General features: G+C 51.5%; 25 protein-coding genes. 14 read left to right on the forward strand and 11 right to left on the reverse strand.

The window, feature by feature from the left end; translation table 11 throughout:
* Positions 1-2 precede the first annotated feature (2 nt).
* Positions 3-1226 carry an MFS transporter gene (locus TREAZ_RS15020; protein WP_015712746.1) on the forward strand — a complete coding sequence of 408 codons (1224 nt, stop codon included), beginning with the start codon at positions 3-5 and terminating at the stop codon, positions 1224-1226.
* A gap of 9 nt (positions 1227-1235) precedes the next feature.
* A complete protein-coding gene (locus TREAZ_RS15025) occupies positions 1236-2018 on the forward strand; it encodes an HAD family hydrolase (RefSeq protein ID WP_043923139.1) in 783 nt (260 codons plus the stop codon).
* On the opposite strand, the gene TREAZ_RS15030 is transcribed toward TREAZ_RS15025, so the two are convergent.
* On the reverse strand, positions 2002-2712 hold the full coding sequence (locus TREAZ_RS15030; protein WP_015712748.1) for a P-loop NTPase family protein: 711 nt from the start codon (positions 2710-2712) through the stop codon (positions 2002-2004). The two genes, TREAZ_RS15025 and TREAZ_RS15030, sit on opposite strands and share 17 nt — an antisense overlap.
* A 44-nt stretch (positions 2713-2756) precedes the next feature.
* On the reverse strand, positions 2757-4850 hold the full coding sequence (gene fusA, locus TREAZ_RS15035) for an elongation factor G (RefSeq protein ID WP_015712749.1): 2094 nt from the start codon (positions 4848-4850) through the stop codon (positions 2757-2759).
* 335 nt (positions 4851-5185) lie between these two features.
* Between fusA and TREAZ_RS15045 the strand changes: the two genes are divergently transcribed.
* Both TREAZ_RS15045 and TREAZ_RS15050 read left to right on the forward strand, forming a co-directional pair.
* Positions 5186-6517 carry a sensor histidine kinase gene (locus TREAZ_RS15045; RefSeq protein WP_043923140.1) on the forward strand — a complete coding sequence of 444 codons (1332 nt, stop codon included), beginning with the start codon at positions 5186-5188 and terminating at the stop codon, positions 6515-6517.
* Positions 6518-6527: 10 nt separating this feature from the next.
* Entirely contained in the window at positions 6528-7922 is a 1395-nt protein-coding gene (locus TREAZ_RS15050; RefSeq protein WP_015712752.1) for a sigma-54-dependent transcriptional regulator, read from the forward strand.
* A gap of 52 nt (positions 7923-7974) precedes the next feature.
* On the opposite strand, the gene TREAZ_RS15055 is transcribed toward TREAZ_RS15050, so the two are convergent.
* On the reverse strand, positions 7975-9132 hold the full coding sequence (locus TREAZ_RS15055) for an aminopeptidase (RefSeq protein WP_245535042.1): 1158 nt from the start codon (positions 9130-9132) through the stop codon (positions 7975-7977).
* Positions 9133-9177: 45 nt separating this feature from the next.
* Between TREAZ_RS15055 and TREAZ_RS15060 the strand changes: the two genes are divergently transcribed.
* From TREAZ_RS15060 to TREAZ_RS15070, 3 genes are all read left to right on the forward strand, one after another.
* Positions 9178-9975 (forward strand): RsmE family RNA methyltransferase, encoded by a 798-nt coding sequence (locus tag TREAZ_RS15060; protein WP_043923563.1) that lies wholly within the window; start codon positions 9178-9180, stop codon positions 9973-9975.
* Positions 9976-9984: 9 nt separating this feature from the next.
* Positions 9985-10782: a hypothetical protein gene (locus tag TREAZ_RS15065; RefSeq protein WP_043923141.1), complete on the forward strand. Its 798-nt coding sequence runs from the start codon at positions 9985-9987 to the stop codon at positions 10780-10782.
* Positions 10783-10895: 113 nt separating this feature from the next.
* Positions 10896-11900 (forward strand): hypothetical protein, encoded by a 1005-nt coding sequence (locus tag TREAZ_RS15070; protein WP_245535043.1) that lies wholly within the window; start codon positions 10896-10898, stop codon positions 11898-11900.
* A 7-nt stretch (positions 11901-11907) separates the two neighbouring features.
* Here TREAZ_RS15070 and TREAZ_RS15075 read toward each other — a convergent pair whose 3' ends face one another.
* Entirely contained in the window at positions 11908-12879 is a 972-nt protein-coding gene (locus tag TREAZ_RS15075) for a D-2-hydroxyacid dehydrogenase (protein WP_015712756.1), read from the reverse strand.
* Between the two features lie 29 nt (positions 12880-12908).
* On the opposite strand from TREAZ_RS15075, the gene TREAZ_RS15080 reads away from it, so the two are divergent.
* Positions 12909-13415: a GNAT family N-acetyltransferase gene (locus TREAZ_RS15080; protein ID WP_015712757.1), complete on the forward strand. Its 507-nt coding sequence runs from the start codon at positions 12909-12911 to the stop codon at positions 13413-13415.
* Here the strand turns inward: TREAZ_RS15080 and TREAZ_RS15085 are convergent.
* A complete protein-coding gene (locus TREAZ_RS15085) occupies positions 13367-14407 on the reverse strand; it encodes a polysaccharide deacetylase family protein (protein WP_052297700.1) in 1041 nt (346 codons plus the stop codon). The two genes, TREAZ_RS15080 and TREAZ_RS15085, sit on opposite strands and share 49 nt — an antisense overlap.
* 12 nt (positions 14408-14419) lie before the next feature.
* On the opposite strand from TREAZ_RS15085, the gene TREAZ_RS15090 reads away from it, so the two are divergent.
* The 3 genes from TREAZ_RS15090 to proC are packed head-to-tail and all read left to right on the forward strand — an operon-like array spanning position 14420 to position 17354.
* Positions 14420-15673, forward strand: coding sequence for a glutamate-5-semialdehyde dehydrogenase (locus tag TREAZ_RS15090; RefSeq protein ID WP_015712759.1), 1254 nt, complete (start codon positions 14420-14422; stop codon positions 15671-15673).
* A gap of 3 nt (positions 15674-15676) precedes the next feature.
* Positions 15677-16468: a glutamate 5-kinase gene (gene proB / locus TREAZ_RS15095; RefSeq protein WP_015712760.1), complete on the forward strand. Its 792-nt coding sequence runs from the start codon at positions 15677-15679 to the stop codon at positions 16466-16468.
* 25 nt (positions 16469-16493) lie between these two features.
* Positions 16494-17354 carry a pyrroline-5-carboxylate reductase gene (gene proC, locus TREAZ_RS15100; protein WP_015712761.1) on the forward strand — a complete coding sequence of 287 codons (861 nt, stop codon included), beginning with the start codon at positions 16494-16496 and terminating at the stop codon, positions 17352-17354.
* A 2-nt stretch (positions 17355-17356) separates the two neighbouring features.
* Here proC and TREAZ_RS15105 read toward each other — a convergent pair whose 3' ends face one another.
* The 6 genes from TREAZ_RS15105 to TREAZ_RS15130 all read right to left on the reverse strand — a co-directional run bounded on the left by TREAZ_RS15105 (position 17357) and on the right by TREAZ_RS15130 (position 20337).
* The gene (locus TREAZ_RS15105) at positions 17357-17917 is read right to left on the reverse strand and encodes a helix-turn-helix domain-containing protein (RefSeq protein WP_245535044.1); all 561 of its coding nucleotides are present in this window, start codon (positions 17915-17917) and stop codon (positions 17357-17359) included.
* A gap of 240 nt (positions 17918-18157) precedes the next feature.
* Positions 18158-18790 (reverse strand): regulatory protein RecX, encoded by a 633-nt coding sequence (locus TREAZ_RS15110; protein WP_015712763.1) that lies wholly within the window; start codon positions 18788-18790, stop codon positions 18158-18160.
* A gap of 85 nt (positions 18791-18875) precedes the next feature.
* A complete protein-coding gene (gene rpsI, locus TREAZ_RS15115) occupies positions 18876-19268 on the reverse strand; it encodes a 30S ribosomal protein S9 (protein ID WP_015712764.1) in 393 nt (130 codons plus the stop codon).
* Positions 19269-19700 (reverse strand): 50S ribosomal protein L13, encoded by a 432-nt coding sequence (gene rplM, locus TREAZ_RS15120; RefSeq protein WP_043923142.1) that lies wholly within the window; start codon positions 19698-19700, stop codon positions 19269-19271. It abuts the gene before it with no gap.
* 101 nt (positions 19701-19801) lie between these two features.
* Positions 19802-20020: a hypothetical protein gene (locus tag TREAZ_RS15125; protein WP_015712766.1), complete on the reverse strand. Its 219-nt coding sequence runs from the start codon at positions 20018-20020 to the stop codon at positions 19802-19804.
* 14 nt (positions 20021-20034) lie between these two features.
* Positions 20035-20337, reverse strand: coding sequence for a hypothetical protein (locus TREAZ_RS15130; protein ID WP_015712767.1), 303 nt, complete (start codon positions 20335-20337; stop codon positions 20035-20037).
* A 78-nt stretch (positions 20338-20415) separates the two neighbouring features.
* Here TREAZ_RS15130 and TREAZ_RS15135 point away from each other — a divergent pair, with 78 nt between their 5' ends.
* The 3 genes from TREAZ_RS15135 (at position 20416) to TREAZ_RS15145 (ending at position 23965) form a co-directional block, all read left to right on the forward strand.
* Positions 20416-21621 carry a serine hydrolase domain-containing protein gene (locus TREAZ_RS15135; protein WP_015712768.1) on the forward strand — a complete coding sequence of 402 codons (1206 nt, stop codon included), beginning with the start codon at positions 20416-20418 and terminating at the stop codon, positions 21619-21621.
* Entirely contained in the window at positions 21614-22639 is a 1026-nt protein-coding gene (locus TREAZ_RS15140; RefSeq protein WP_015712769.1) for a uroporphyrinogen decarboxylase family protein, read from the forward strand. The genes TREAZ_RS15135 and TREAZ_RS15140 overlap by 8 nt, the downstream gene beginning before the upstream one ends.
* A gap of 243 nt (positions 22640-22882) precedes the next feature.
* Positions 22883-23965: a GntR family transcriptional regulator gene (locus tag TREAZ_RS15145; RefSeq protein ID WP_280990971.1), complete on the forward strand. Its 1083-nt coding sequence runs from the start codon at positions 22883-22885 to the stop codon at positions 23963-23965.
* Positions 23966-23968 lie beyond the last annotated feature (3 nt).

Raw genomic sequence — 23968 nt, forward strand, 5'->3', positions numbered from 1 at the left:
CCATGCCCGAAAAAAAATACAACCCCCTGCTTCTTGTGGTGATCTATGGGGATATTGCCCTTTACGGTTTTGTAAGCAGCATGAGGGGCGTCACCTTCCCGCTCATCAAAAATGGCTTCGGCGCTTCTTATTACGAGCAGGGGCTCATGACTGCCCTCATCTCTTTTGTGGCAGTGTGTTTCTGTGTCATACCCGGCATGTTCATGAGCCGCTTCGGGCTGAAAAAAACCATCGCGTCCGGTTTCATTGTCATGAGCCTTGGCATGGCCTCCCTCTATCTTGCTTCAAGCTTTTGGATGGCAGCGGCATTGCTTCTTATCTTGCAGGCAGGGTTCGGTTTTTTTGAAATCGGCCTCAATGGCATGGGGGTCCGCATATTCACTGTGCGTTCGGGATTGATGCTGAATTTCCTCCATTTCTTTTTCGGCTTCGGCGCCATAGGAGGCCCCAGGCTGGCAGGGTTTTTGATAAACAAGCTTGGCCTGAGCTGGCAGCACGTGTACCCCATAGCCCTGATTCCGGTTTTCATCTTATTCGCTGTTTCCATGATCGCTCAATTTCCGGGGAAGATGAAAAACGAGGAGGCTGTTTCGAATCAGCCTGAGGCGCGGAAAACCGAAACAGCCCCGGACCAAATTTCAATATTCCGCGCCCTCAAAGAGCCTATGGTGTGGATATTCGGCCTCATCATGGGCTTTGTCTGTTCCATCGAAGCATGTTCAATTTCCTGGAGCGGTCTTTATCTTCAGGATGTGTTCGGCCTCGATCCTGCCACCACCGGCGCGGCTTTTGTATCCGCATTTTTCCTGCTCTATTCCCTCTCCCGCTTATTCGGCGGTTTTTTCATTGAAAAAATCGGTTATGTAAAAGTCACTATTGCTGCGAGTTTTATCACTACAATCCTGCTTCTTGCAAGCTTCTGCCTGGGGAGGCCCGGTATCTACCTCCTTCCGGTTTCGGGCATATTCATTGCCCTGCCCTACCCCACTATACTTGCGGTGAGCATAGGCGTCTTTAAAGAAAAAGCCCAGGCCATGAGCCCCGCTATTATCTCCATAGCCTTTGTCCTGAACGGCCTTGCGCAATTCGGCTTTGGAATATCGAATCGTTTCATAGGTGCAGCCTGGGCGTACCGGAGCTGCGTACTCTATGGGATCGTGCTTATCATATTGAGCCTGAAGCTAAGGTCCATGATGAAAAATTTAAAAACCGCCGTCGCTCATTAATGGATCATCATGATGAATACACGCAAGGCAGTATTTCTTGACATTGACGGCACCCTTATAACCCATGGCAAAGGGCCTTTCAGGGAAGACCTGGATCAGATTGAAGAAGCAGCCAGGCAGGGGCACCTCTTCTTTCTTAACACCGGCAGGGCTTTGTCGAATATACCCCGATTTTTCCTGGATTATCCCTGCCTTTCGGGAATATGCGCAGGGACAGGAACCCATGTGCTCCTTGAAGGCAGGACAATTTACCATAATTGGGTTAAGGAAGAGATTCTTGCGGATATCTGTTCCTGGTATTTTAACAGTTCCCGATGCTGCATTCTTGAAGGCGAAAATAATTGCTATGCTATAAACAAGGCTTCAAGATCTTATACAGTAAACCCGCCCATACCCATAAGCGGCATAGACGATATCCGGCGCATTTGCCCCAATGAACTCATCACCAAGCTGACCCTGGATGGCGCTGTCTCCGAAGACGAAAAGAAACTATTAGGGGATTATTTTCAGGTTCATGCTTTTTCTGATTATTCAGAGGCCATACTAAAGGGCGAAAACAAGGCAAAGGCCATGGAAGCCGTCATCGGCAGACTGGGCATAAGGCAGGAAGACACTATTGCTGTAGGGGACAGCGTCAACGACCTGGACATGATCCGCTATGCAGGATTAGGCATTGCCATGGGCAATGCCTGTGATGAGCTAAAACAGGCCGCCGACGCAGTAACCAAAGACTGCGGTTCCGGCGGCGCAGGGGAAGCGATTAAACGTTTTGCGCTTATTCTTCCAGTATGAGCAAAGTCTTGGGATCAAGGCGCAGAGCCATGTGCTCGGGATTGTATACATCCCTGTCCCGGGACACGGTAAGTTCAATATGATCCTGTTTGGGTTCAAGCACCACAATCACTTCAAAGAGATCGGCGTAGTCCTTGATCACCAACGGAATATCCCGTTTGTCATAAAGGGTTTCTGACGCACCGCCCTTGACAGTGCAGCTATACCAGACAGCAAGATTCAATTCTTTTGCAAAGGCTTTAACCTTGGCGATGCGCTCGCTATCGGAAGAAGAAAAATCATACCCGTCAACAATAACAAATTCTGCGCCGAAGCCGCCGTCGGCAACCATGGCCTTGAGGCTGCGGATGATCTGATCCACCGTAACCCCTTCCTGGTTGAACTTCATGAGCACCCGGTTTTTGACTATGTCGTTTTTTACTTCCTGTTCGTTTTCGAGGTTCTTCTTTTTGATAAACTCATCAAAAATATCCTCATACCAGGCAAGCACATAATCGGTGTGCTGGGTAAAAGAAATGTGAATCACCTTCTTGCCCTGAATCAATTTGTCCAGGGCTATCTGCACCAGCACCGAGGTCTTGCCAAGGCCCGAGGGGGAAGCAAGGAGCCCCAGCTCGCCGGGTTTTAAGCCCCCGTGTATGGACTTCATGAAAACCCGCACCGGGCTGCGTTCTATTAATTCTGATATTACCATTTAATCACTCCTTGAACCTTCGGTGGAGGTTCCCTTAATACGATTTAGCGGCCCTGCTCTTTGCGCCGCTTCTCCTCATATTCTTTGGTAAGGGCTTCGAAAATGCTTTGGGGAACCTTCCCGTACTTTTCAAATTCCATGGTGAATTCTGCCTTGCCCTGGGTAAGGGAACGCAGCACCGTTGAATACCCGAACATTTCGCTCAGGGGGACTTCGGCATCCACCCGGGAAAAAGTCCCGTCTTCGGTAGACGCTGAAATGATGCCCCGCCGCTGGTTGATGGAAGCGTAGATGTTGCCCTGGAATTCAGTGGGCCCCTCTACCGAAACCTTCATGATAGGTTCGAGGATAACGGGCTTGGCTTTTCCATAGGCTTCCCTGAAGGCGCCGATGGCCGCAAGCTGGAACGCGATATCCGAAGAGTCTACCGGGTGGCTCTGGCCGTCGTTGATGACGCAGCGTATGTTTACAATGGGGAACCCGATGAGGCTGCCCCTCTTGACGGCTTCCTTAAAGCCCTTGTCGCAGCTCGGCACATATTCCGTAGGAATGGCGCCGCCTTTCACATTGTCCACGAATTCGTAATCGCCGTCGGCGTAGGGCTCCATATAGCCTGCGACACGCCCGTACTGGCCCGAACCGCCGGTCTGCTTTTTATGGGTATAGTTGAAATCGGCCCGCTGTGAAATAGCCTCGCGGTATGCAACCTGGGGCCTCCCCGTATCAACTTCGCACTTATACTCGCGCTTCATGCGTTCGATGTACACTTCAAGGTGAAGCTCGCCCATGCCCTGCACGATGGTCTGGTTCGACTCGGCGTCCACATAGGTGCGGAAGGTAGGATCTTCTTTGGTGAAGCGGTTAAGGGCCTTTCCCAGCTGATCCGCAGACTTTTTGTCTTTGGGGGTGATGGCAAGGGAGATAACCGGTTCAGGCACGTACATGGAAGTCATGGCGTAATTGATGCTGCTGCCGCAGAAGGTATCGCCCGATGCACAGTCAACGCCGAAAAGGGCCACGATATCGCCGGGCGCCCCCTCGGTGATATCTTCCATATCATCCGAATGCATACGCACAAGACGCCCCACCTTGAAGCGCTTGCGGGCACGGGTGTTGATAAGCTCATCGCCCTTTTTGAGAGCGCCCTGATAGATTCTGACGTATGTGAGCTGGCCGTACTGTCCGTCTTCAAGCTTGAAGCCCAAGGCTACGCAGGGACTTTTGTCATCACAGGAAAGCTCTTTCTGCTCTTCGTTGTGGTCGAGGTCAAGGGCATAGTTTTTGACTTCAGTAGGATTGGGGAGATAATTGTTGACCCCATCCAAGAGGGCCTGGATACCCTTGTTCTTGTAAGCCGAACCCACCATGACCGGGACAAACTGTTCGGCCAAAGTTCCTTTGCGGATGGCTACCCGTATCATATCCTCGGGTACAGCCTCGCCTGAGAGGTAGTGCTCTGCAAGCTCATCGGAAAAGAGGGAAACCGCATCGATAAGCTCTTCGCGGTACTTTTCGGCATCAGCCTTGAGGTGGGCGGGGATCTCCGCATAGCGGATCTCGGTGCCCTGGTCGCCGTCAAAGTACATGGCCTTCATGGTGATAAGATCCACTACGCCCTCAAGCTTATCTTCAAGCCCTATGGGAATCTGGATGAGAACGGCGTTGAGGCCGAGCTTCTCGCGAAGCTGAATCTTTACCTTGAAAGGGTTGGCCCCTGTACGGTCGCATTTATTGATGAATGCGATACGGGGGACATGGTACCTCTTAAGCTGGCGGTCCACGGTGATTGACTGGGACTGAACCCCGCCAACAGCGCAAAGCACAAGGATTGCCCCGTCCAGAACCCGCAAAGAACGCTCGACTTCGATGGTGAAGTCCACGTGCCCGGGTGTATCGATGAGATTAATAGTGTGTTCTTTCCATTCAACCTGGGTGGCTGCGGACTGGATAGTGATCCCCCGCTCCCGCTCAAGCTCCATGTGGTCCATGGTGGCCCCCACGCCGTCTTTGCCGCGGACTTCGTGAATGGCATGAATCTTGTCGCAATAGAACAAAATACGCTCAGAAAGGGTCGTTTTCCCCGAATCGATGTGCGCGCTAATCCCGATATTCCGCATCTTGGTGATATCGATGCCCATACTTCTATCTACTCCTTGAACCCGCGGTCGAGGTTCCCTTGTCTATAAAACGCAATAGACTCCGCTAATTGTTGTAATATAGCAAGGTTTTCAATAACTTGCAAGCCCTACCAAGGCAGGGCATCCGCGCCTCTTGCCGGGGCCTTTTCGTCAGCAAAATTTGCCTTAAAATACTTTACCTTTATCCATGATCCCCTTGTGTAAAAATTACCCGTACCCCCTGGAACGGGTAAAATTTCCCCGCATTTTTTTAGAATTCTACCATAATATGTACCAAAAAATGTCAAAATCGCCGTATCTTGGCTTGGCATGATTCTTGCTATATAAATAGAATAGTGAAAGTACCTATAAAAGCGTCTTCGTGGACAGCTGCAATTTTAAGCTGGATTCTCGTTTCGGCTCTCGTGGTTTTTACTATCTTCAACTTCCGGGACAGGGCCCGGCTTATACGCGACAATGACAATGAACGGCTCCTCAATATGCTGTTTACCAGCCTCAGGGATTATGATGATTTTGGATCGGCCATTGAATCCAACCCGATCCTCAAGGAGAGAATCGCAGGATTCGCGGTTTATGGCAGCGATCTTCTCCCCCTGTACCAATGGGGAAAAACACCTGCTGTGTTCGACGAAGGGAGCCTTGATAAAAAAATCCCGGGAAACCGGAACGGGCGCTATACCATAATCGATCCAAAAAGCCATTCAATAAAATTTATTCTCCATACCGAACGTGAGCCCCCTATGTCCCCGTCCATCCAAAAACCATGGGAAAAGAAACCGGGCGACAACCAGGCGGGGCAGCGCTTTGCCATGGGGCAGGGAGGCCCCTGGTTTTTTAATTTCCTGTTTTCCGGGAAGTATTACTATATTGATATTACCCACCCTGCATATTGGCGGACCAGGAGTTCCACTGCCATATTGGGGTCCCTTTTTATTGCGGCTTTTCTTGTGCTGATTATCTACATGCGTCATCTCTACATACGGAACCGTGAATACCGGGACAGGATTGAATCCCAAAAAAACCTGGTAGTGCTCGGAACCGCCGCTTCCACCCTGGCCCATGAAATCAAAAACCCCCTTTCGTCCATACGGCTCCAGACAGGGATTTTGGAAAAGCTCTGCCCCGGGAATGGCAAAGAAGAAGTTGCCATTATCAACGAAGAAGTTGACCGCCTTTCGGCCCTTACCTATCGGGTTAACGATTATCTGCGGGAGGCAAAAGGAAACCCTGTACCGTTGAACATAGCTGAACTTGTGGCTGAAACAGGGCGCAGGCTCTGCGGGAAGGACTTGGCCTCCCCCGCTTCGGATAAAACCGCAATGATCCTTGCCGATCCCGAAAGGCTCCGCTCGGTATTTGAGAACTTGATACGCAATGCCCTCGAAAGCGGCGGACCCCGGGATATGGTGGAAACCCTGGTTGTCCATGTGGGCAATACTGTTACTGTTACTGTCAGCGACAGAGGGATTGGCATTGCCGGTGAAGATCTGGGCCGCATCTTCGATCCCTTCTTTACAAGAAAGAGCACAGGCACAGGCATCGGCCTCTCCATCAGCAAACGCTTTACCGAAGCAGCAGGCGGATCCATCGCATTGGAAAACCGTGAGGGAGGCGGCGCAGAAGCCAAAGCCGTGTTCCCTGCATTTGTAGAATCTTTAAACGAATAAGGGGGAAGGCATGCGGGTGCTGATTGTGGATGACGAAAAAAACATCAGGGAATCTCTCAAAAAATACCTAAGCCTTGAAGGCATCGAATCGGAGGGGGCTGAAACAGCCGAAGCAGCCCTGGACTGCCTGGAAAAGGAAAGCTTTGACGCAGTGGTGCTGGACCTCAAGCTGCCAGGCATGAGCGGGCAGGAAGCCCTAGAAAAAATGCAGCAGCGGGGAATCCTTGCACCGGCTATCATGATTTCTGCCCACGGCCAGATAGCCGATGCAGTGGCAGCCCTCAAAACAGGGGCAAGGGATTACCTCGTAAAACCCTTTGATCCTGCGGAACTCATCATCAAGATCCATGCCCTGGTAGAAAACAAGCGCCGCGAAAATGTCATAGAAGCCGAAAAACGCACAGCGGGGCTTGAAGAAACATTTATAGGCCAAACCCCCGCAGTAAAACGCCTCCTTGAGCAGATAGGAAAAATCGCCTCCACTGATGTAACTGTTCTAATTACCGGTGAGAGCGGCACTGGCAAAGAAGTGGCTGCCAGGGAAATACACAACCGAAGCCCCCAGAATGGAGAGCCTTTTGTGGCAGTGAACATAGGGGGCATACACGAGGGCCTCATGGAGAGTGAACTCTTTGGCCACGAAAAAGGAAGCTTCACCGGGGCTGCGGGCCGCAAGCAGGGCCTTTTTGAACTTGCAGGCAGGGGTACCATTTTCCTTGACGAAGTCGGGGAAATGCCCATGGCGCTCCAGGTCAAGCTCTTACGGGTGCTTCAGGAAAAGAAAGTCCGCCGGCTTGGTGGCAACAGCGATATTCCCATAAATGCCAGGATTATTTCTGCTACCAACAGGGATCTGGAAGTTTTGATAAAAGAAGGGCGCTTCAGGGAAGATCTCTATTACCGATTAAATGTTTTCCGCTTAAGCCTTCCGCCCTTGCGGGAAAGAATAGAAGACATCCCCCTCCTTACGGATCATATCCTTTCCAAGCTCTGCGCCCGCATGGGCAGGGCAAAACCGGAACTGGATAAAGGCGTTATGGAAAGCCTTGCAGCATATCCTTTCCCTGGCAATGTGCGGGAACTGGAAAACATCCTTGAGCGGGCTTTGATTTACTGCGGGGGCAATAGTATAAAAACCGAAGATATCGACTTGCACAAGGGAAACCCGGCATCCCGGAACCAGGGAACCTGCTGCATGCAGGGGGCGGCAGAAACTTCTACCCAAACAGGGGATACATCAATGAAAGACAAGCCTCTTGCCCAGCCTGTCTCAATGGAAGATATTGAGAAGAAGGCCATCCTCGAAGCCCTTGCCCGCTGCAACGGGAACCGTACCAGGGCTGCGGAGATATTGGGACTGAGCCGCAAGACTATACTTAACAAGCTTAAATCTTACGGGCTTTGACCAGGGCCTTTTGCAGAAAAGCACACAAAACCGCACAAAGGAAAAGAGGGGCTTAATGGATTTCTTCTATTAATGTGCCGTCTTTTTCTATGACTGTTTCTTTTCCGTCTTTGCTGATTGCTACAATGGTCGGATTTTTTACAAGACCGTCCAAGTGTATCAATGCAGGGGCATCGTTATCGTAATTGTGGCCTATGGCAAAGTGGCAGGTGCTGAAGGCTTTTTCGTCTTCGAGCATGCGGCCCGATATTCTGGCTGCGGGGTTAAGGCCTATGCCGAGTTCACCGATGTTGCGGGAATTTTTGGCGTATAGTTTCCCTGCGCCCTGGGGTATTTGCCCAAGCCTTTCATAATCCCTGGCATTCAGCTCTGCAAGCTCAATGGTGCGCCTAAGTTCGGCTGCTTCTTCTCCGCCCTTGATGTCGGTGACAAAGCCTTTTTCGAGAGTGCAGCGTATGGGGTCATTGATCACAATATCGCCGTCGTGGAGGCTGATGGAACCGTCGAAAACAATTAAACCCTGGCAGGTTCCATTTTCCGGGGAGATGAAGGATTCGCCTGCGGGGAGATTACCGCCCCTGCCGCCGGCCGAAAAATCGCCGTCATCCGAATGGGCTTTGCGGTCTTTTAAGCCTACCATTATATCTGTACCGCCGGGGGCTGTAACATGGACTCGAACCGCTTCGTCAAGAAAAGTTTTGATAATATAGCAGCGCTTTTTGAGGAGATCGTAATCAATAGGAACAGTGCGGACAAACGATTCGATGGTGGTGGATGGGGACCAAAAGGCCCGGCAGTTCTTCTCTCCGTAAAGCTGGAGATGAAAAACATGATCCCATTTGGAACCTTTATATTCATAAGGCGAGGCAAAACCTTTCGGGTCTTTGCCCAATTTTTCTGCGCTTAACGAAATGAACACCTTGGGCCTTGCGTCGAAGGCAGCTATCACCGCCGGCTCTGCAAAATCCATCTGGGTTTTCACCGGCTGGAAGATGAGGCTCGGCGAAGCTCCGGCGTCAAGGGCTGCATCGTAGAGAGCCTCGGCGATTGCCGCAACATCGGCCTCGGGGTTGGACACTATCAAAACCTGCTCATCAGGTTTTACCTTGAGGGAGACATCGATGGCGATCCTGGCGGCTTCTTTTAAACCTGAAGCTTCGGCATCGCTTCGAACTGAACTCATATTGGCAAATTTGGACATTCTACTCATAAAACGAGTATGCCTATTTCCCCCTTTCTGTGCTATACTCCCCCTGTGAATATCATTCTCTTTGAGCCCCACGAAATGGGAAAGCCCCTGCCCAGGCGGGATGAAAGGACTATCCACCTCCTCAAGGTGCTGCGCAAAAAAGCGGGGGATTCTTTTGACGCAGGACTCCTGGGCGGCAATGTGGGGACGGGCTTCATTGAGGATATCAAGTTCGACGGTTCTATTGTCTACATCCTTGATCTCAAGGAAGCTCCCCCGCCCCGTTATCCCGTACGCCTTGCAGTGGGTTTTCCGCGTCCCATACAGATACGCCGCATTTTAAGGGATCTTTCCAATCTGGGGCTTGAAGCCATCGATCTCATCGGCACCGAGTTGGGAGAAAAAAGTTACCGGGATACAAAGCTCCTCACCGACGGGGGCGCCAGGGCTGCCCTTATCGAGGGGGCGGTGCAGGCACGGGACACCCGCATACCTCTGCTTTCAGCATACACGAGCCTTGATGAATGGCTGGGGGAACGGCCCTGGGACAAACCCCAGTCCCCTGAGCATACTTCGGATTTTAGCTGGAATATTTACGCAGCCGGGCTCAGCAAAAACCGGAGCCCCATTCTGATTGCGGCGGACAACGTGCGGCCCGAAGGAACCCTTGCAAACTTGAGCGCCCTGGGCCAATCCATGGTTCTGGCTGTGGGCTCCGAACGGGGCTGGTCCGACGCCGAACGGGACAAGCTTGAAGCTGCGGGTTTTTTGCGGCTTTCCATGGGAGACCGGGCCTTGCGCACCGAAACAGCCTGCACGGCTGCTGCTATCCTGGCTCTGGAAAAAACCGGCGTCCTGGGCTAAGATCCCTTTATGAATCAGGATCACGTAAAAAAACAACTCCTCGCAATAGAAGACGCCCCTCTGGATTTTACCCTTCTCTTTTCGGGGAAGAAAAGCAAAAGAGTAAACGGCCTCTATAAACCTGACACAAGGGAAATACTCATCCATAACCGTAATTTCGATCAGGATGGGGCGGGTGACAACCTCCTCCTCTACACGGCGATCCACGAATACGCCCACCACCTCCACGCATGCGCCAGGGGCGGCACCCTTTCCGCCAAGGCCCACACTGCCGAGTTCTGGGCCATACTCCACGATCTCCTTGAAAAGGCCGAAGCTAAAAAGATCTATAAAAATGTTTTTGACGGTTCAAAGGAACTTGCCGAACTTACCGAGACCATCAGGAAAAAATACCTCAAGGAAAACGGCAGCCTCGTAAAAGACCTGGGCATGCAGCTCCTCAAAGCCCACGATCTCTGTATCGAGGCGGGGGGCCGCTGGGAGGATTATATCGACAGGGTGCTCCGCATTCCCAGGGCAGCGGCAAATCTTGCCATACGCATGCACCAGTACAATCTTAACCCCGAAACCGGGGCCGACAATATGCGCTTCCTTGCGGGCATCAAAAATGAGGAAAAGCGCGAGGAAGCCCAAGCCTCCCTCATCAAGGGCAAAAGTCCGGACATGGTGAAAATTGCTGCCCGGGAAAAACCAGTTGATGAAGACCCCAGAGAGCGGCTGGAAAAAGAAAAGCAGCGCCTGGAACGGACCATTGCGTCCCTCAACAAAAGGCTCAAAGAAGTGGAAGAAGAACTGGAATACACTTGATCCGGTTTCTGGTTCTTTCTGCTTAAAAATCTTCCGCTCATCATTTTCGCTTTTTATGCCGATAATCAAGAACCATGATCTCCTGTTCGTCAAACAAACGCCTTTTTTTAGGTTTGATTTTACTCTCAATTCTTTCCGGGGGCTTAAGCCCGGCCCTTTTCGCCCAGGGCTATACCCTGCCCCTCTCGGCAGGCGCTGAACAGGCACGGGATGCGCGGCCCCTTTTCCCCTGGGCTTTCCAGATGGATTATATTGATACACAAAACGCCAGGGAAGCTGCAAGGCCCTACTGGGTCTATACGGAAGCTGAATATGCAAGCCTGGTTGCCCGCTCTCAGGAGACAGGTTCCATGCTCCTCAACAATGATATACTGGCCTTTTACGGCCACCCCCTTTCAAAAAACATGGGGATCCTTGGCCGCTTTACCAAAGAAGAACTGAACGAAAAACTCACCGCCCTTGCTGAAGAATACCGTGCAGCCGGCGGCGGACGGGGAGTGCGCAAGGCTTTCTACATCATATTCGGAACCGTATGGCCCGAAGGCGAGATAGGCATCATACGGGAATCGATTTTAAAAGAGTACATTGAGTTCGCCCTTGAAAACGATATATTGATATTCATTGATCATCAGATAGGCCGCTACACCCCTGTGGACTCCCTCAAGAGGATGCTCCCCTGGCTCAGGTATCCCAATGTTCATTTGGCCCTGGACCCCGAATGGCGCACCACCAAGCCCATGGTAGAGATTGGCACTGTCACTGCGGATGAGGTGAACCAGGCACAGAAGGTGATGGAAGAATACATCATCGAGAACCACATTCCCGGCGAAAGGCTTTTGGTGATACACCAGTTTAATTACCGCATGATTTCGAGCAGGGAAAATGTTGACTCAGGCTTTGGAAGGGTACGTCTCGTGCACTGTGCCGATGGCTTCGGAAACCCCAACATCAAAAGGCAGGCTTATGCTTTTAACGCACAGGCATCCAACATGCCCGTAAAAGGCTTTAAGTTGTTTTACAACTTCGGTATACCCGGAGCGGGCTTTGACAGTCCCCTCCTCACGCCGAAAGAAGTATTCGCCCTTGATCCCCGGCCCTATATCGTGATGTATCAATAAACAGCGGCTAATACCCCGCTTTTTTGTCCACCAGATGCTCGAGGGGCTGTCCTTTATTGTACCGTTTCAAATTTTCCAAAGTTATCTCCATGGCAAAGGCCGCATAATTATTTCTGGTCCCCGCATAATGGGGAGTGATGATCACATTTTCCATATCCCAAAGAGGGGAGTCCTTTGGCAGGGGCTCCACAGAAGTAACGTCCAAAAGCGCTGCGGCAAGCCGGCCGGATTTAAGGGCTTCCATCATGGCAGCCTCATCATTGGTGGGGCCTCGGCCCACATTCACATACACGGCTCCGCGCTTAAAGAGGTTAAATTCTTTTTTGCCCAAAATGCCTTTGGTCTCTTCGGTAAAAGGGAGTATGTTCACCACATAGTCAGCCTCGCCAAGAAGTTCGCCCAGCTTATCCATAGTTTCGATACGCACATCGGCGCCGGGATTTGCAGGATGCCTGCGTATGCCAATGACCTTCATACCAAAGGCCTTCGCCGCTATGGCAGTCTGCTCGCCTATCGCGCCATACCCAATGATAAGCATGGTCTTGCCCGCTAAAACATCAGTTTCAGAATCCTTGGGATGCACCCACTCATGCTTTTTCTGGGCTGCAAAAACTTTGGGGAAAAAGCGGTTTCTTGAGAGTATCATGCCGAAAATATGCTCGGTGAGCTGATCACGATGCATGCCCGAAGTATTGGTAATGCTCACTGCATGGTCCTTTAATTCAGGATGGGCAACAAGACCGTCCACTCCGGCGCCCCAAAGCTGAAACCAGCGCAGATTTGGCATTTTTGCCGGAAGATCCCAGGGCCCGAACCCAATGAGAATTTCGGTCTGATCCAGATATTTTTCCATTTCAGGCCTGTCCAGTGCGTGGATTATCTCCCTGCCTTCGGCCTGACTCCGCAGCGCTTCCATTTCTATACTGCCGAAACGCTCGTTAGGCAGGGTTACCAGGATTATTCCCTTATTTTGATTCATACTGATATAATAAGAGAAAAGGAGCCTTTATGTCATCTGTTTCCATCACCATTAACGCCGATATCAGGCTGCGCTTTGCAGCGGAGGAAGACGTACCCCTCATCCTGGAATTCGTAAAAGCCCTGGCAGAATACGAACATCTTTTGGACAAAGTTACTGCCACCGAAGAAGGATTGCGCAAAACACTTTTTAAGGATAGAAGGGCTGAAACCGTAATTTGCGAATACCAGGGCAAACCTGCGGGTTTCGCGCTTTTCTTCCATAATTATTCAACCTTTATGGGAAAACCAGGCATTTATATTGAAGACCTTTTTGTCAAACCCGAATTCAGGGGAAAGGGCCTGGGGAAAATCCTGCTCCTCTATATGGCAAAACTTGCAGCGGAACGGGACTGCGGAAGGCTCGAATGGGCCTGCCTCAACTGGAACGAACCTTCCATCGCCTTTTACAAAAGTCAGGGCGCCGTGCCCCTTTCAGAATGGACTACCTACCGCGTTACCGGAGACACACTCCGGTCTTTGGCAAAATCGCTGTAAAGGTAAAAATTCAATTTCAGATCCCCTGCGGTTTTTAAGAGATATTCAAGCCGCCGGGGGCTGATACCCCAGGCTGCGCTTTCAGAAATAGTGTGGGTAGTAAGGGGCAGTACAAAACCCTTTCCTAAAAATTTAACCGTTCTCAACATGAGGGCTATAGAGCGATCGAAATGTTCATCGCCCTTGATTACCGTGTTGTCGATGGCCCTTGAACTGATATACCTTGTGTTGATCCCTTCTTCATCGTACAGCCTGTAGGTAGTTCCGTAGCCCCGGACCAGGGCAAAATGTTCCAACAGAATTTGATGCATCCAGGGCTCAGAAAATCCAAAGGGGTATGCGAAGGAACTAAGGGGTACTCCGGCCTCACGGAAAGCGGCAATCCTGGAAACCGTCTCCTCCATAAAAATATCCCTTGTCAGCTTGCGGAGATCCTTGTGATGCAAGGTATGATAGCCCACATCATGTCCCCGCTTTAGGGCCTCAAGACAGAAGGGGCAGAATTCACCCTGCACAAAAAACGTAACCTTCGCATCATACTTGGCAAAAAGATCAAAGTACTGCTCCCAGGTTTCCATATAGTCATCATCAAAACCCAAAAGTATCCCGGCGCTCCCTGCTGACGGAATCCAGATAAAGCTGTCTTCGAGAAAGGCTTCTGTTTCTTTTTCAGTAATTTTAAAACGTACCCTTAAGTCCTCGGCTCCAAGATCATACACAATGCTGTAATCCCCTGTGGGGTCTGAAATTTCCGCCATCACCGAAATGTCCCCTTCGTCATCAAGTACAAAATACTTGGTGATTTCATCACCATTCCGCTTAACCTGCAAGGCTATGCGTTCCATTACGGGGATGATTACTTCAGGCGGGGGAATTTCCTCAATGAGGGAATCTTCAGGAAGAGCTTCCTGCCTGATGGCGGGTCGGCCGGCGCAGGCACTTAAGAACGCCAACAAGAGGAGAAGAGGGGTAATAATTCTTATATTTTTCATATAGAATAAAGTATGATACAACTATTTTCATCATTAAAAGAAGCCCAGGCAAAGCTGGCCCTGCAAAGCCGCAGTACCAAAGACGCTGCCCTCGGAGAAGTCAGCAAGGTTATCAATAAAAATCGCAAAGAGATACTCGCCGCCAATGCCCTTGATGTTGAAAAGGCCCGTTCCGGCGGCATGAAAGACAGTCTCCTCGACCGGCTCTTATTGAATGAAAAACGCATAGACTCCATTATAGAAGGACTTGAAACCGTCATTGGCCAGGAAGATCCCATAGGCAGAATCAAGGCGGGCTGGCGGACACCCAGCGGCCTCCTCATAGAACAAATGGCGGTACCCCTGGGGGTTATCGCCATCATCTACGAATCAAGGCCCAATGTTACTGCCGATGCCTTTAGCCTGGCCTATAAGGCGGGCTGTGCCATCCTGCTCCGGGGTTCTTCCGCAGCCCTGGAATCCAACAAGGCCCTGGTCAAAGCCATCAAGCAGGGCCTTGAAGCAGGCGGCGGCATTCCCGGGGCTGTAGAACTTGCCGCTTCAGGCAGCCGCGGCGAGGTGGACGAAATCCTTGCTGCACGAGGCTTGATCGACGCGGTGCTTCCACGGGGTGGAAAGGATCTGATACGCCATGTAGTGGACAATGCCAGAGTACCGGTCATAGAAACCGGCGAAGGCAACTGCCACATCTACGTGGAACCCAGCGCGGACATTCCCAACGCTGTGGACATCATCGAAAATGCCAAACTCCAAAAGCCCGGCGCCTGCAACGCCGTAGAAACTGTCTTAGTACACCGCAGCGCATTAAGCGTCCTCATGCCCGCCCTTGCCGCGCGGCTTACAGGCAAGGCGGAACTCCGCTGCGATGCTGGCGCCAGAGCAGCCATTGGAACGCCGCCTCAGGGCCTTATCTTAAAAGATGCAACAGAATCCGATTGGGAAACCGAATTCCTCGACTATATTCTGGCTGTCAAAACCGTGGATTCCCTGGACGAAGCCATAAACCACATTAACAAATACGGCACCCGCCACTCGGAGGCCATACTCACCAACGACCTCAAGGCGGCGGACGAATTCTGCCACCGCGTGGACGCAGCCTGCGTGTACACCAACGCATCAACACGCTTTACCGACGGCGGGGAATTCGGCTTTGGCGCGGAGCTGGGAATCAGCACCCAAAAGTTCCACGCCCGGGGTCCCATGGGGCTTGAAGCCCTCACCACGATAAAGTACCGTATATCAGGCTCAGGCCAAATCAGGACATAGCAGATGATACCAAAACTAATCGCAGACGCGCGGAAAATAGTCTTTAAGTTCGGTTCCAATACCCTGGCCGACAAGGAAGGTAAAATCAACACTTTCTTCCTTGATGAATTGGCGGAACAAACAGCGGCACTGATGAAAAAGGGCAAACAGATCGTCATCGTATCTTCCGGGGCACAAGTGGCGGGCACTTCGACCATGGGGAAGTGGGCGCGGAAACGGGACATCCACTACAGGCAGGCCCTCTGCGCCGTGGGCCAGGTTGAACTCATGGGCGCATGGAGGCGGGCCTTTGAAAAGTACAGCATTCACATTGCCCAGATACTCCTGACCCGGGACGACTTCGGCGATTCCAACCGCACCCTCAACATGAGGAACACCCTCTTTACCCTGGTGGACGAGGGCATCATCCCCATCATCAATGAGAACGACACAGTCTCTGTAGAAGAAATCAAAATCGGCGAGAACGACACCCTGGCTGCCCAGTCGGCTATACTCTGGAGCGCGGATCTCCTCATCCTTTTCAGCGACATAGATGGGCTCTACAACAAGAACCCCAAAGAATTCCCCGACGCGGAACTGGTGCCTATCGTCAATGACATTGCGGAGATACGGAAGTCCATCGCCATCGGGGGAACCAACAATTTCGGTACCGGCGGCATCGCCACCAAACTTTTGGCGGCGGAACAGGCCCTGCCCTACGGCATACCCACCATCATTGCCCACGGAGGCAAGCCCCGTATGCTCGAAGCCCTGGCCGCAGGCAAACAACAGGGAACAGCCTTTTTGGTAAGCTGAATCAACAACAAAAAGTGAGGAACACATGGATATAACCATTGCTTGCATAGGAAGCGGAAACATGGGCGGCGCCCTGATGAAGGGAGCTGCGGATATTGTGGGAGCCAGAAACATCGGCTATGCGGATGCGGACAAGGCTAAGGCGGAAGCCGCAGCCAAAGCCCTGGGGGCTGGGGTCTATGCATCCAACATCATAGCAGCCCAGAAAGGCGATTACATATTCCTGGCAGTGAAGCCCCAGGTTCTCCAGGCGGTTCTCGAAGAAATCGCCCCAATAATACAAGATCGCCTAGCCGAAAACCGCCCCCCCATAGTGGTATCCATGGCGGCAGGCTGGACCATAGCCAAAATACAGGCAGGGCTGGGACCAAAGGTTAAGGAACTGAAAGTTAAGGAACCAAAGGTTAAGGAACTGAAAGTTCCAGTGATCCGCATTATGCCCAATACGCCGGCCCTCATTTCCAAAGGGGTTATCGTCATGGCCCCCTCGCCGGAAGTACCGCCTGAAAAAACCGCCGAACTTGAAAAGATACTTGCCGCAGCAGGCATTGTGGACAGGCTGGACGAAAAATACCTCGACGCCGTAACCGGCCTTTCAGGCTCAGGCCCCGCCTTTGTCTACCTCTTTATAGAAGCCCTGGCGGACGGAGGGGTCCGCACCGGCCTCCCCAGGGACAAGGCCCTGCGTTATGCCGCACAAACCGTTTTAGGGTCGGCAGCCATGGTTCTGGAGACAGGCAGGCATCCGGGAGAATTAAAGGATATGGTGACTTCACCCGGAGGCACTACCATTGCCGGGGTTGCGGCCCTGGAAAACGGCGCCTTCAGGGGCACAGTTATGCAAGCTGTTGAAGCAGCCTGGAAGCGTTCAGCAGAACTGGGATAAACCTAGGCAATAGCAGCCGATTGCTGCTGCTTTTCCAAACTTACAATGGTCTCTGCAAGCTTTGATAAATCAGGAGGCTTTGCAAAAGAAGCGTCTGCAGTATCGGGAATAGAAGCGCCCGGCGTGCCCATAACGAACACAAAGGGCTTCCCAAAAACCACCTCTTCCTTGACTGTGCGGATGAGCTTGGATGGATCTACCCCAGGAAGGGCTGCGTCCAAAAGCACGAAACCCGGCTTTTCTTCTGCCAGCTGCCGCCCTGCGTCAAAACCATCAAAGGCCTGGAGTATCTCATAATTCGGAAGCAGCCCATTGATCTGCTCCTTGAGGCGGTTATTCAAAGCCTCGTCATTGGAGGCAATCAGGAGGGTATCCCAATTCGCCTGCTCCATAAGGACCTGGAGGGCTTCGCCTGAATCCCCCATACCCCGTTTATCAAGGAAGGCAGCCAGATCCTTGGCGTAAATCCGGTATTGGCCCCCGGGGGTGGTAAAGGCTTTTAGGTAGCCATTCTTAATCCAATTGATAGCCGTCTGGTTGACGACCCCACAAATATTTGCCACTTCAAGAGCAGAGAAAATTTTGACCCTACGTCCGTTCCTGGACACGATGTACTCCTTGAAACTCCGTTGGAGCCCCCTCTTTTTACATATGAAAAACTAATATCTTTCATTCGAAGGTTACTGTGTATGGATAACCTTCAGTATGTCTTTTCCATACTAAGAATATATCTTAAATTGGATAAAATGCAATCAAAAATCAAAAATTCTTGAAAAAAAGCGCTATTTACGCATCATTTTTGGCTATCTCTCGAAATAACGGTTAAGAACATCAGCCGAAAACCCTTCGGATTTTAACAAGCCCCGGAGCGAATACCCATCCTCTTCCAGGAGATTCTGGGGATGGTTTTTCTCCAAAAAACGCTCCAGCAGGGCAAATTCAGCTTCCTCATCCAGAACCTTTGCAAAAGCCCCTGAAATGGCATCCCTATCCACCCCCTTGCCGCTTAGGGATGCGGAAAGCTTCTTCGGCCCCGGGATCTTGCCCCCCCGTTTTGCAAGCTTGGAACGAAGCCAAAACTCGGCATACCGCCCGTCATTCACAAGATCCAGGCCTATGAGCCGGGAAACCACAGCCTGGACACAGGCCCTTTCATGGCCCCTCTGCTCCAATTTGCGGGTTAGGCCAAGCCTGGTCTGCTCAGCAATACCGACAAGCCTCATTCCAGCCTGTTCAGCCTTGTAGCAGGCGGCTGCAAAACGCAAAGCCTCCTCTTCGGAGGGGGAAAATTCCTTCCCTGTTTCCCAGGAAGAAGGATCTTCACAATAATCTTCCAAATAACAGGGCTTTAGGGAAAGGGCGGCGCCGTCAGAGAGCCCTATTTTATAAAAAAAATCGCCACCCTGAGCCTCTGTTCTAAGCGAAACAAGGTTCATGGCAGCGTAAAAGACAGGAAAAAGGACAAAACTAGCGTAGATCAGCTAGCGTATGCATGAGCGGATGTTAATCAGCCTGCGCCAATTAACGCTTGGAGAACTGGAACCGTCTGCGGGCGCCAGCCTGGCCGTACTTTTTGCGTTCCACCATGCGGGGATCACGGGTTAGATAGCCGTTGCTCCTGAGGCTTGTGTAGTTCCCCTGGTCAACCTGGCAAAGGGCCCTGGAGATGCCGTGGCGGCAGGCGCCTGCCTGGCCATTGGAACCACCGCCATACACGTTGATGAGTATATCAAACTTGTTTTCGTTGGCAGTTACCATGAGGGGCTGGCGCACCATGAGGGCATGCTCGCCCTGGGGGAAATACTGGTTCAATTCCTTGCCATTGATGACGATTTTGCCGCTTCCGTCCCGGAGATACACCCGTGCAACGGAAGTCTTTCTCCGACCGGTTCCAATACCTAAATTCTTTATCATTTACTTAACCTCAATAACCTGGGGGTTCTGGGCAGCATGGGGATGCTCGGCCCCGGGGTAGACTTTTACGTTGTTCTCAAGCTTCCTTCCCAAAGGCCCTTTGGGAAGCATGCCTTTAACCGCCAGTTCCAGGGGGGAACAGGGGTGCCTTTCCAGCAATTTTTCGTAAGTTACCGTCTTGAGGCCGCCTACATAGCCGGAATGATGATGATAGAGCTTATCCTGGGCTTTTCGGCCTGTGATAAGGGCCTTTTCGGCGTTGATAATCACCACAAAATCGCCAGTTTCCTGATGGGGGGCATACTCAGCCTTTTCCTTGCCCCGCACAATGGAGGCAGCCTTGGCAGCCACCCGCCCTACAGCCTTGCCTGCTGCGTCAATCACGAACCATTTCCGCTCAATCACAGCGGGTTTTACAAATATCGTCTTCATATATATCCTTCCCGAATAAAGTTCCAATAGAGAGTGAGAGCTAATATAATACAAAAGAATTTCCAATTGTGTCAAGCCCTTCGGGCTTGGCTTCGGCTTGGCTATTCCTTCTTTTCGGCAGCTTCTTCCTTCCTGGCTTCCGCCCTATCCTTCATGTCGGCTATGCCTACGAAGATCGCGATGAGGCCGATGAAGGCGGCTATGAAGGGGAGGAAGCCTTTGAAGAAAACAACGACCTCGTCCCACCAGCCAAGGCCCTGGGGAATGCAGGCAGCTACGGCTGCCGCCAAAACTATCAAACCGATTATAAGAGCTTTCATGTTATGACCCCTTTTTAACGATGGCGGTACTTCCGGGCTACCATTACCACAAAAGCGGCTATGAAAAACACCGTGGGCAGGCAGGGAAGCACAATGGAAACCAGCGGAACAGAGCCTATGGAAGGAACCGTGCCCCCTGTGATCCCGAAAAGTTCAAGGATCGAGTAGACTGTCTCCACATAGGCTGCAATAGTGCCGATTACCATGAGCATCCAGGCTATGTCCCTGGTCTTTGACCAGAGCATAATGGCAAAGAAGGATGCCAAAGCCCCCAGCGCCAGCCGGCTTATTATATAGGTTACTTGCCCGGAATCCATACCCATAGTATCCTGATTTAAAGCCGGAAAAGCAATACCAAAACTACCGGTATACGAAAGAAGTTTTTGGGAGGTTCCATGAAAACTGAAGGAAGCGGGCTTTGCCCCAAACGCCTCAAGAATGCGGAGGCTTATTTAAAGCGCATCGTGGATCAGGGCAAGGTTGCGGGCGCCGGGGGCATGATAATCCGGCATGGGGTGGAAGGCTTTTGCGCAAGCGCGGGCTTTCAGGACAGGGAAAAAAAGACCCCCATGAAGGACGATTCAATCTACCGCATTTACTCCATGAGCAAGACCTTTACCATCGTTGCAGCCATGACCCTTTACGAAAAGGGCCTTTTCAGGCTTCACCAGCCCATAGCGGATTTCCTGCCGGCCTTCAAAGATCCTAAAGTCGCGATTCATGACGAGCGCGGCCAGGCCACCCTGGTTCCTGCCAAAAGGCCCATCACCTTTGAACACCTTTTTACCATGACTTCGGGCATCCCCTACCCTGGGGAAAATTCTTATTCAGCCAGAATAATGGCGGATACAAACAAGAAGAGCTTTAAGGATGCAGCCAAAGGCAAGCCCTGGAACACAGCCAAGACAGTGGACGAAGCCGCCAAAACGCCCCTCTGTTTCCATCCTGGGGATCAGTGGATGTACGGCTTTTCCCACGATATTTTAGGCAGGCTCATAGAAGTGATTTCGGGCAAAACCCTGGGGCAATACCTTAAAGAAACAATTTTCGATCCCCTGGGGCTTAAAGATACGGCTTTTTATATCCCCAAGGAAAAGCAGCTGCGGGCGGTCAAACCCTACAGGCTGGGCCCCAAGGGCCTTGAGCTTGTGACGGATCTCGGCTCAGATCCTGCTTCCCCTACCCCTCCAGCCTTTGAAAGCGGCGGAGGCGGCCTCAATTCCACCATGGCGGACTGCGGGCGCTACGCGCAGATGCTCCTCCACGACGGCAAGTCGGGGAACGAGCGCATACTTTCCCGCAAAACCCTGGAGCTGATCAGGGCCAGCCACTGCATACCGTCAGAAATGGCCTCCGATGTTTTCCCCCACCTGATAGGCTATGGGTACGGCCTGGGGGTCCGGACCATGCTGGATACCGCCAAGGCCGGGCTTAACGGTTCCCTGGGCGAATGGGCCTGGGATGGCATGATGGGCACCTACTACTGCGTAGATCCGGCAGAGGACCTGACCGCCCTCTTCTTTATCCAGCTTATGTCGGATATCAACAGCGATCTCCAGCGGGGTTTTGTGCAGACTGTTTACGGGGCCATCGATGATTAACATGAGCGGAAAGCAGCATTTTAAAGAAATCGTGCAGCGAAAAGCGAGCCATTGCGGTTTTTGGCATGGATGTCCCAATCCCGCCAGTATAGAAAAGCTCTATGCCCATTATAAGGTCAAGGATGATTTTGAACTTGGCCTTAAGCTGGGAGCGGACTGCCGCTGGGTCATGCCCGATGCTTTCAATGCATGGACAAACCCCGAGTACCCCATGTTCGATGTGCTTAACGGGCAGAAACGCACTTCCCTAAGCGAAGCCGGGGTCTTTGCGGAAACAGAAGATCTGGCGGAAGTAGAAAAATTCCACTGGCCCGAAATGAAGTACATGGATTTTTCAGAAACACTAAAAGAAATAGATCGCACTGTTGCTGCGGGCCAGGCTGTTTTGAGCGGTATGTGGAGCTGCTTCTATCATAATGCCTGCGATTTCTTCGGCATGGAAAATTACTTTATGAAGATGCACACAGACCCCGAAATAGTGGACGCCGTAACCCGCCATATCGTAGACTTTTATCTTGAAGCCAACGAAAAACTTTTTAACCTTGCAGGGGACAAGATCGACGCATTCTTCTTCGGCAACGACTTCGGGAGCCAGCTCGATCTCCTCATCTCCCCCGAACACTTTGACCGCTTTGTCATGCCCTATTTCAGGGAGTTCACCGATCAGGCCCACCGCCACAATTACAACGTAGTGCTCCATTCCTGCGGTTCAATAGACCGGGTTATCCCCCGCCTCATCGACGCGGGCGTAGAAGTGCTGCACCCCATTCAGGCCATGGCAAAAAATATGGACGCCGAATCCCTCGCCAAAAAATACAACGGCAAAATCGTGTTCCTCGGCGGCGTTGACACCCAGCGCCTCCTCCCCTTCGGCAATGCCGACGAAGTGCGTAAGGATGTACACCGCTTAAAGGACCTCTTCGGCCCCAACTTCCTGGTCTCCCCGAGCCACGAATCCATACTGCCCAATGTATCGCCCGAAAACATTACCGCCATGGCGGAAACAGCGGCAGAGTGATGCAGACCATGGCATTGCCGGGCAACTAATTCTTAACTTCGTATACTAAGTTCTTCATCCACTCAGGTCTTATGCAGAATATTTGAGCTTTTTGGCCAATTACTTTTCACTTTTTTGTTGACAGATGGCCATAACATAGTATAATTACGGTAACATTTTTATCAAAGTTAGTATTAGAACTTAAAGGGAAATATTATTACGGCCGCGACCCGGGTTCCAAAATATATATTCCTCAAAAAAGAGCTGATCCGGCAAATAGAATCGGGTGCATTGCCTCCCGGGTCCCGGATTCCCAGCGAGAATGAGCTTTGCAGGCTCCACGGGATCAGCATCATAACCGTGCGCAAGGCCCTTTCGGATCTGGTGCACGAGAACAGGGTGGTGCGCATTAAGGGGAAGGGGAGCTTCGTAGCCAGCCAGGAGGCAAAAGGTCCCGCACAGATTAAGCAGGAAAGCGTGGGCATTGTCTCCCTGGTGGTCATGTACTACAGGCAGCTGGACAGCCCCATTATCAGCCTTATAAAGGGCGCCCAGGGGCATTTTTCTTCCGATGGTTATTCGATGATCCTCGAATGCAGCAACAAGAATGCAAAAACCGAGGCTGAGATAATTGACAAGTGCATACGCAACAAGGTTGATGGGGTGCTGATATATTCAGCCGATCCTGCAGCCAATGAAGAGAAGCTTGTTGAATTGGAAGCCAAAGGCATTCCTCTTGTGATGCTGGACCGCTGGTTCGAAAATGCCCCTTGCACACTGGTGGCTTCTTATCATTCAGACGGTATTTATCAGGCTACAAGGCATCTTATTCAATATGGCCATAGAAGAATTGCGTTTATAGGGCCTCAGCAGGTTATCTCCGAAACAGACGAAAGCGAACCCCGCTCCTGTGTTTTTGAAGAAAGGCTCAAAGGCTACAAGGCGGCGCTGAAATACGGCGGGATGGATTTTAACGAATCATTGTGCGTTGTAGGCGGAGAGCTGCAGTTTCAAACCCTTGATGATCTCATAGAAAAAAAAGGTGTTACTGCCCTTGTATGCATTAACGACAGGACAGGCATCGAAGTCTTGGCGTATTTGAAAAGACGCAATATCAGGGTGCCTGAGGATATTTCCGTAACCGGCTTCGATGACAATCAAAATGCAAAACAGGAAAACCTCACCACCATCAGGCAGCGCTTCCAGGAACTCGGGGAAATCGGCGCGCAAAAACTGCTGGAAAGGATTCGGGGGGATACGGGGAAAAGCCAGACTGTACTACCGGTAGAACTCGTTGTCAGGGGTTCTTCCGGCGTTGTCAATAACCAATTCAGGATGCGAGGGTAATTG

This window comes from Leadbettera azotonutricia ZAS-9, assembly GCF_000214355.1.
GTDB classification, from domain to species: Bacteria; Spirochaetota; Spirochaetia; order Treponematales; family Breznakiellaceae; genus Leadbettera; species Leadbettera azotonutricia.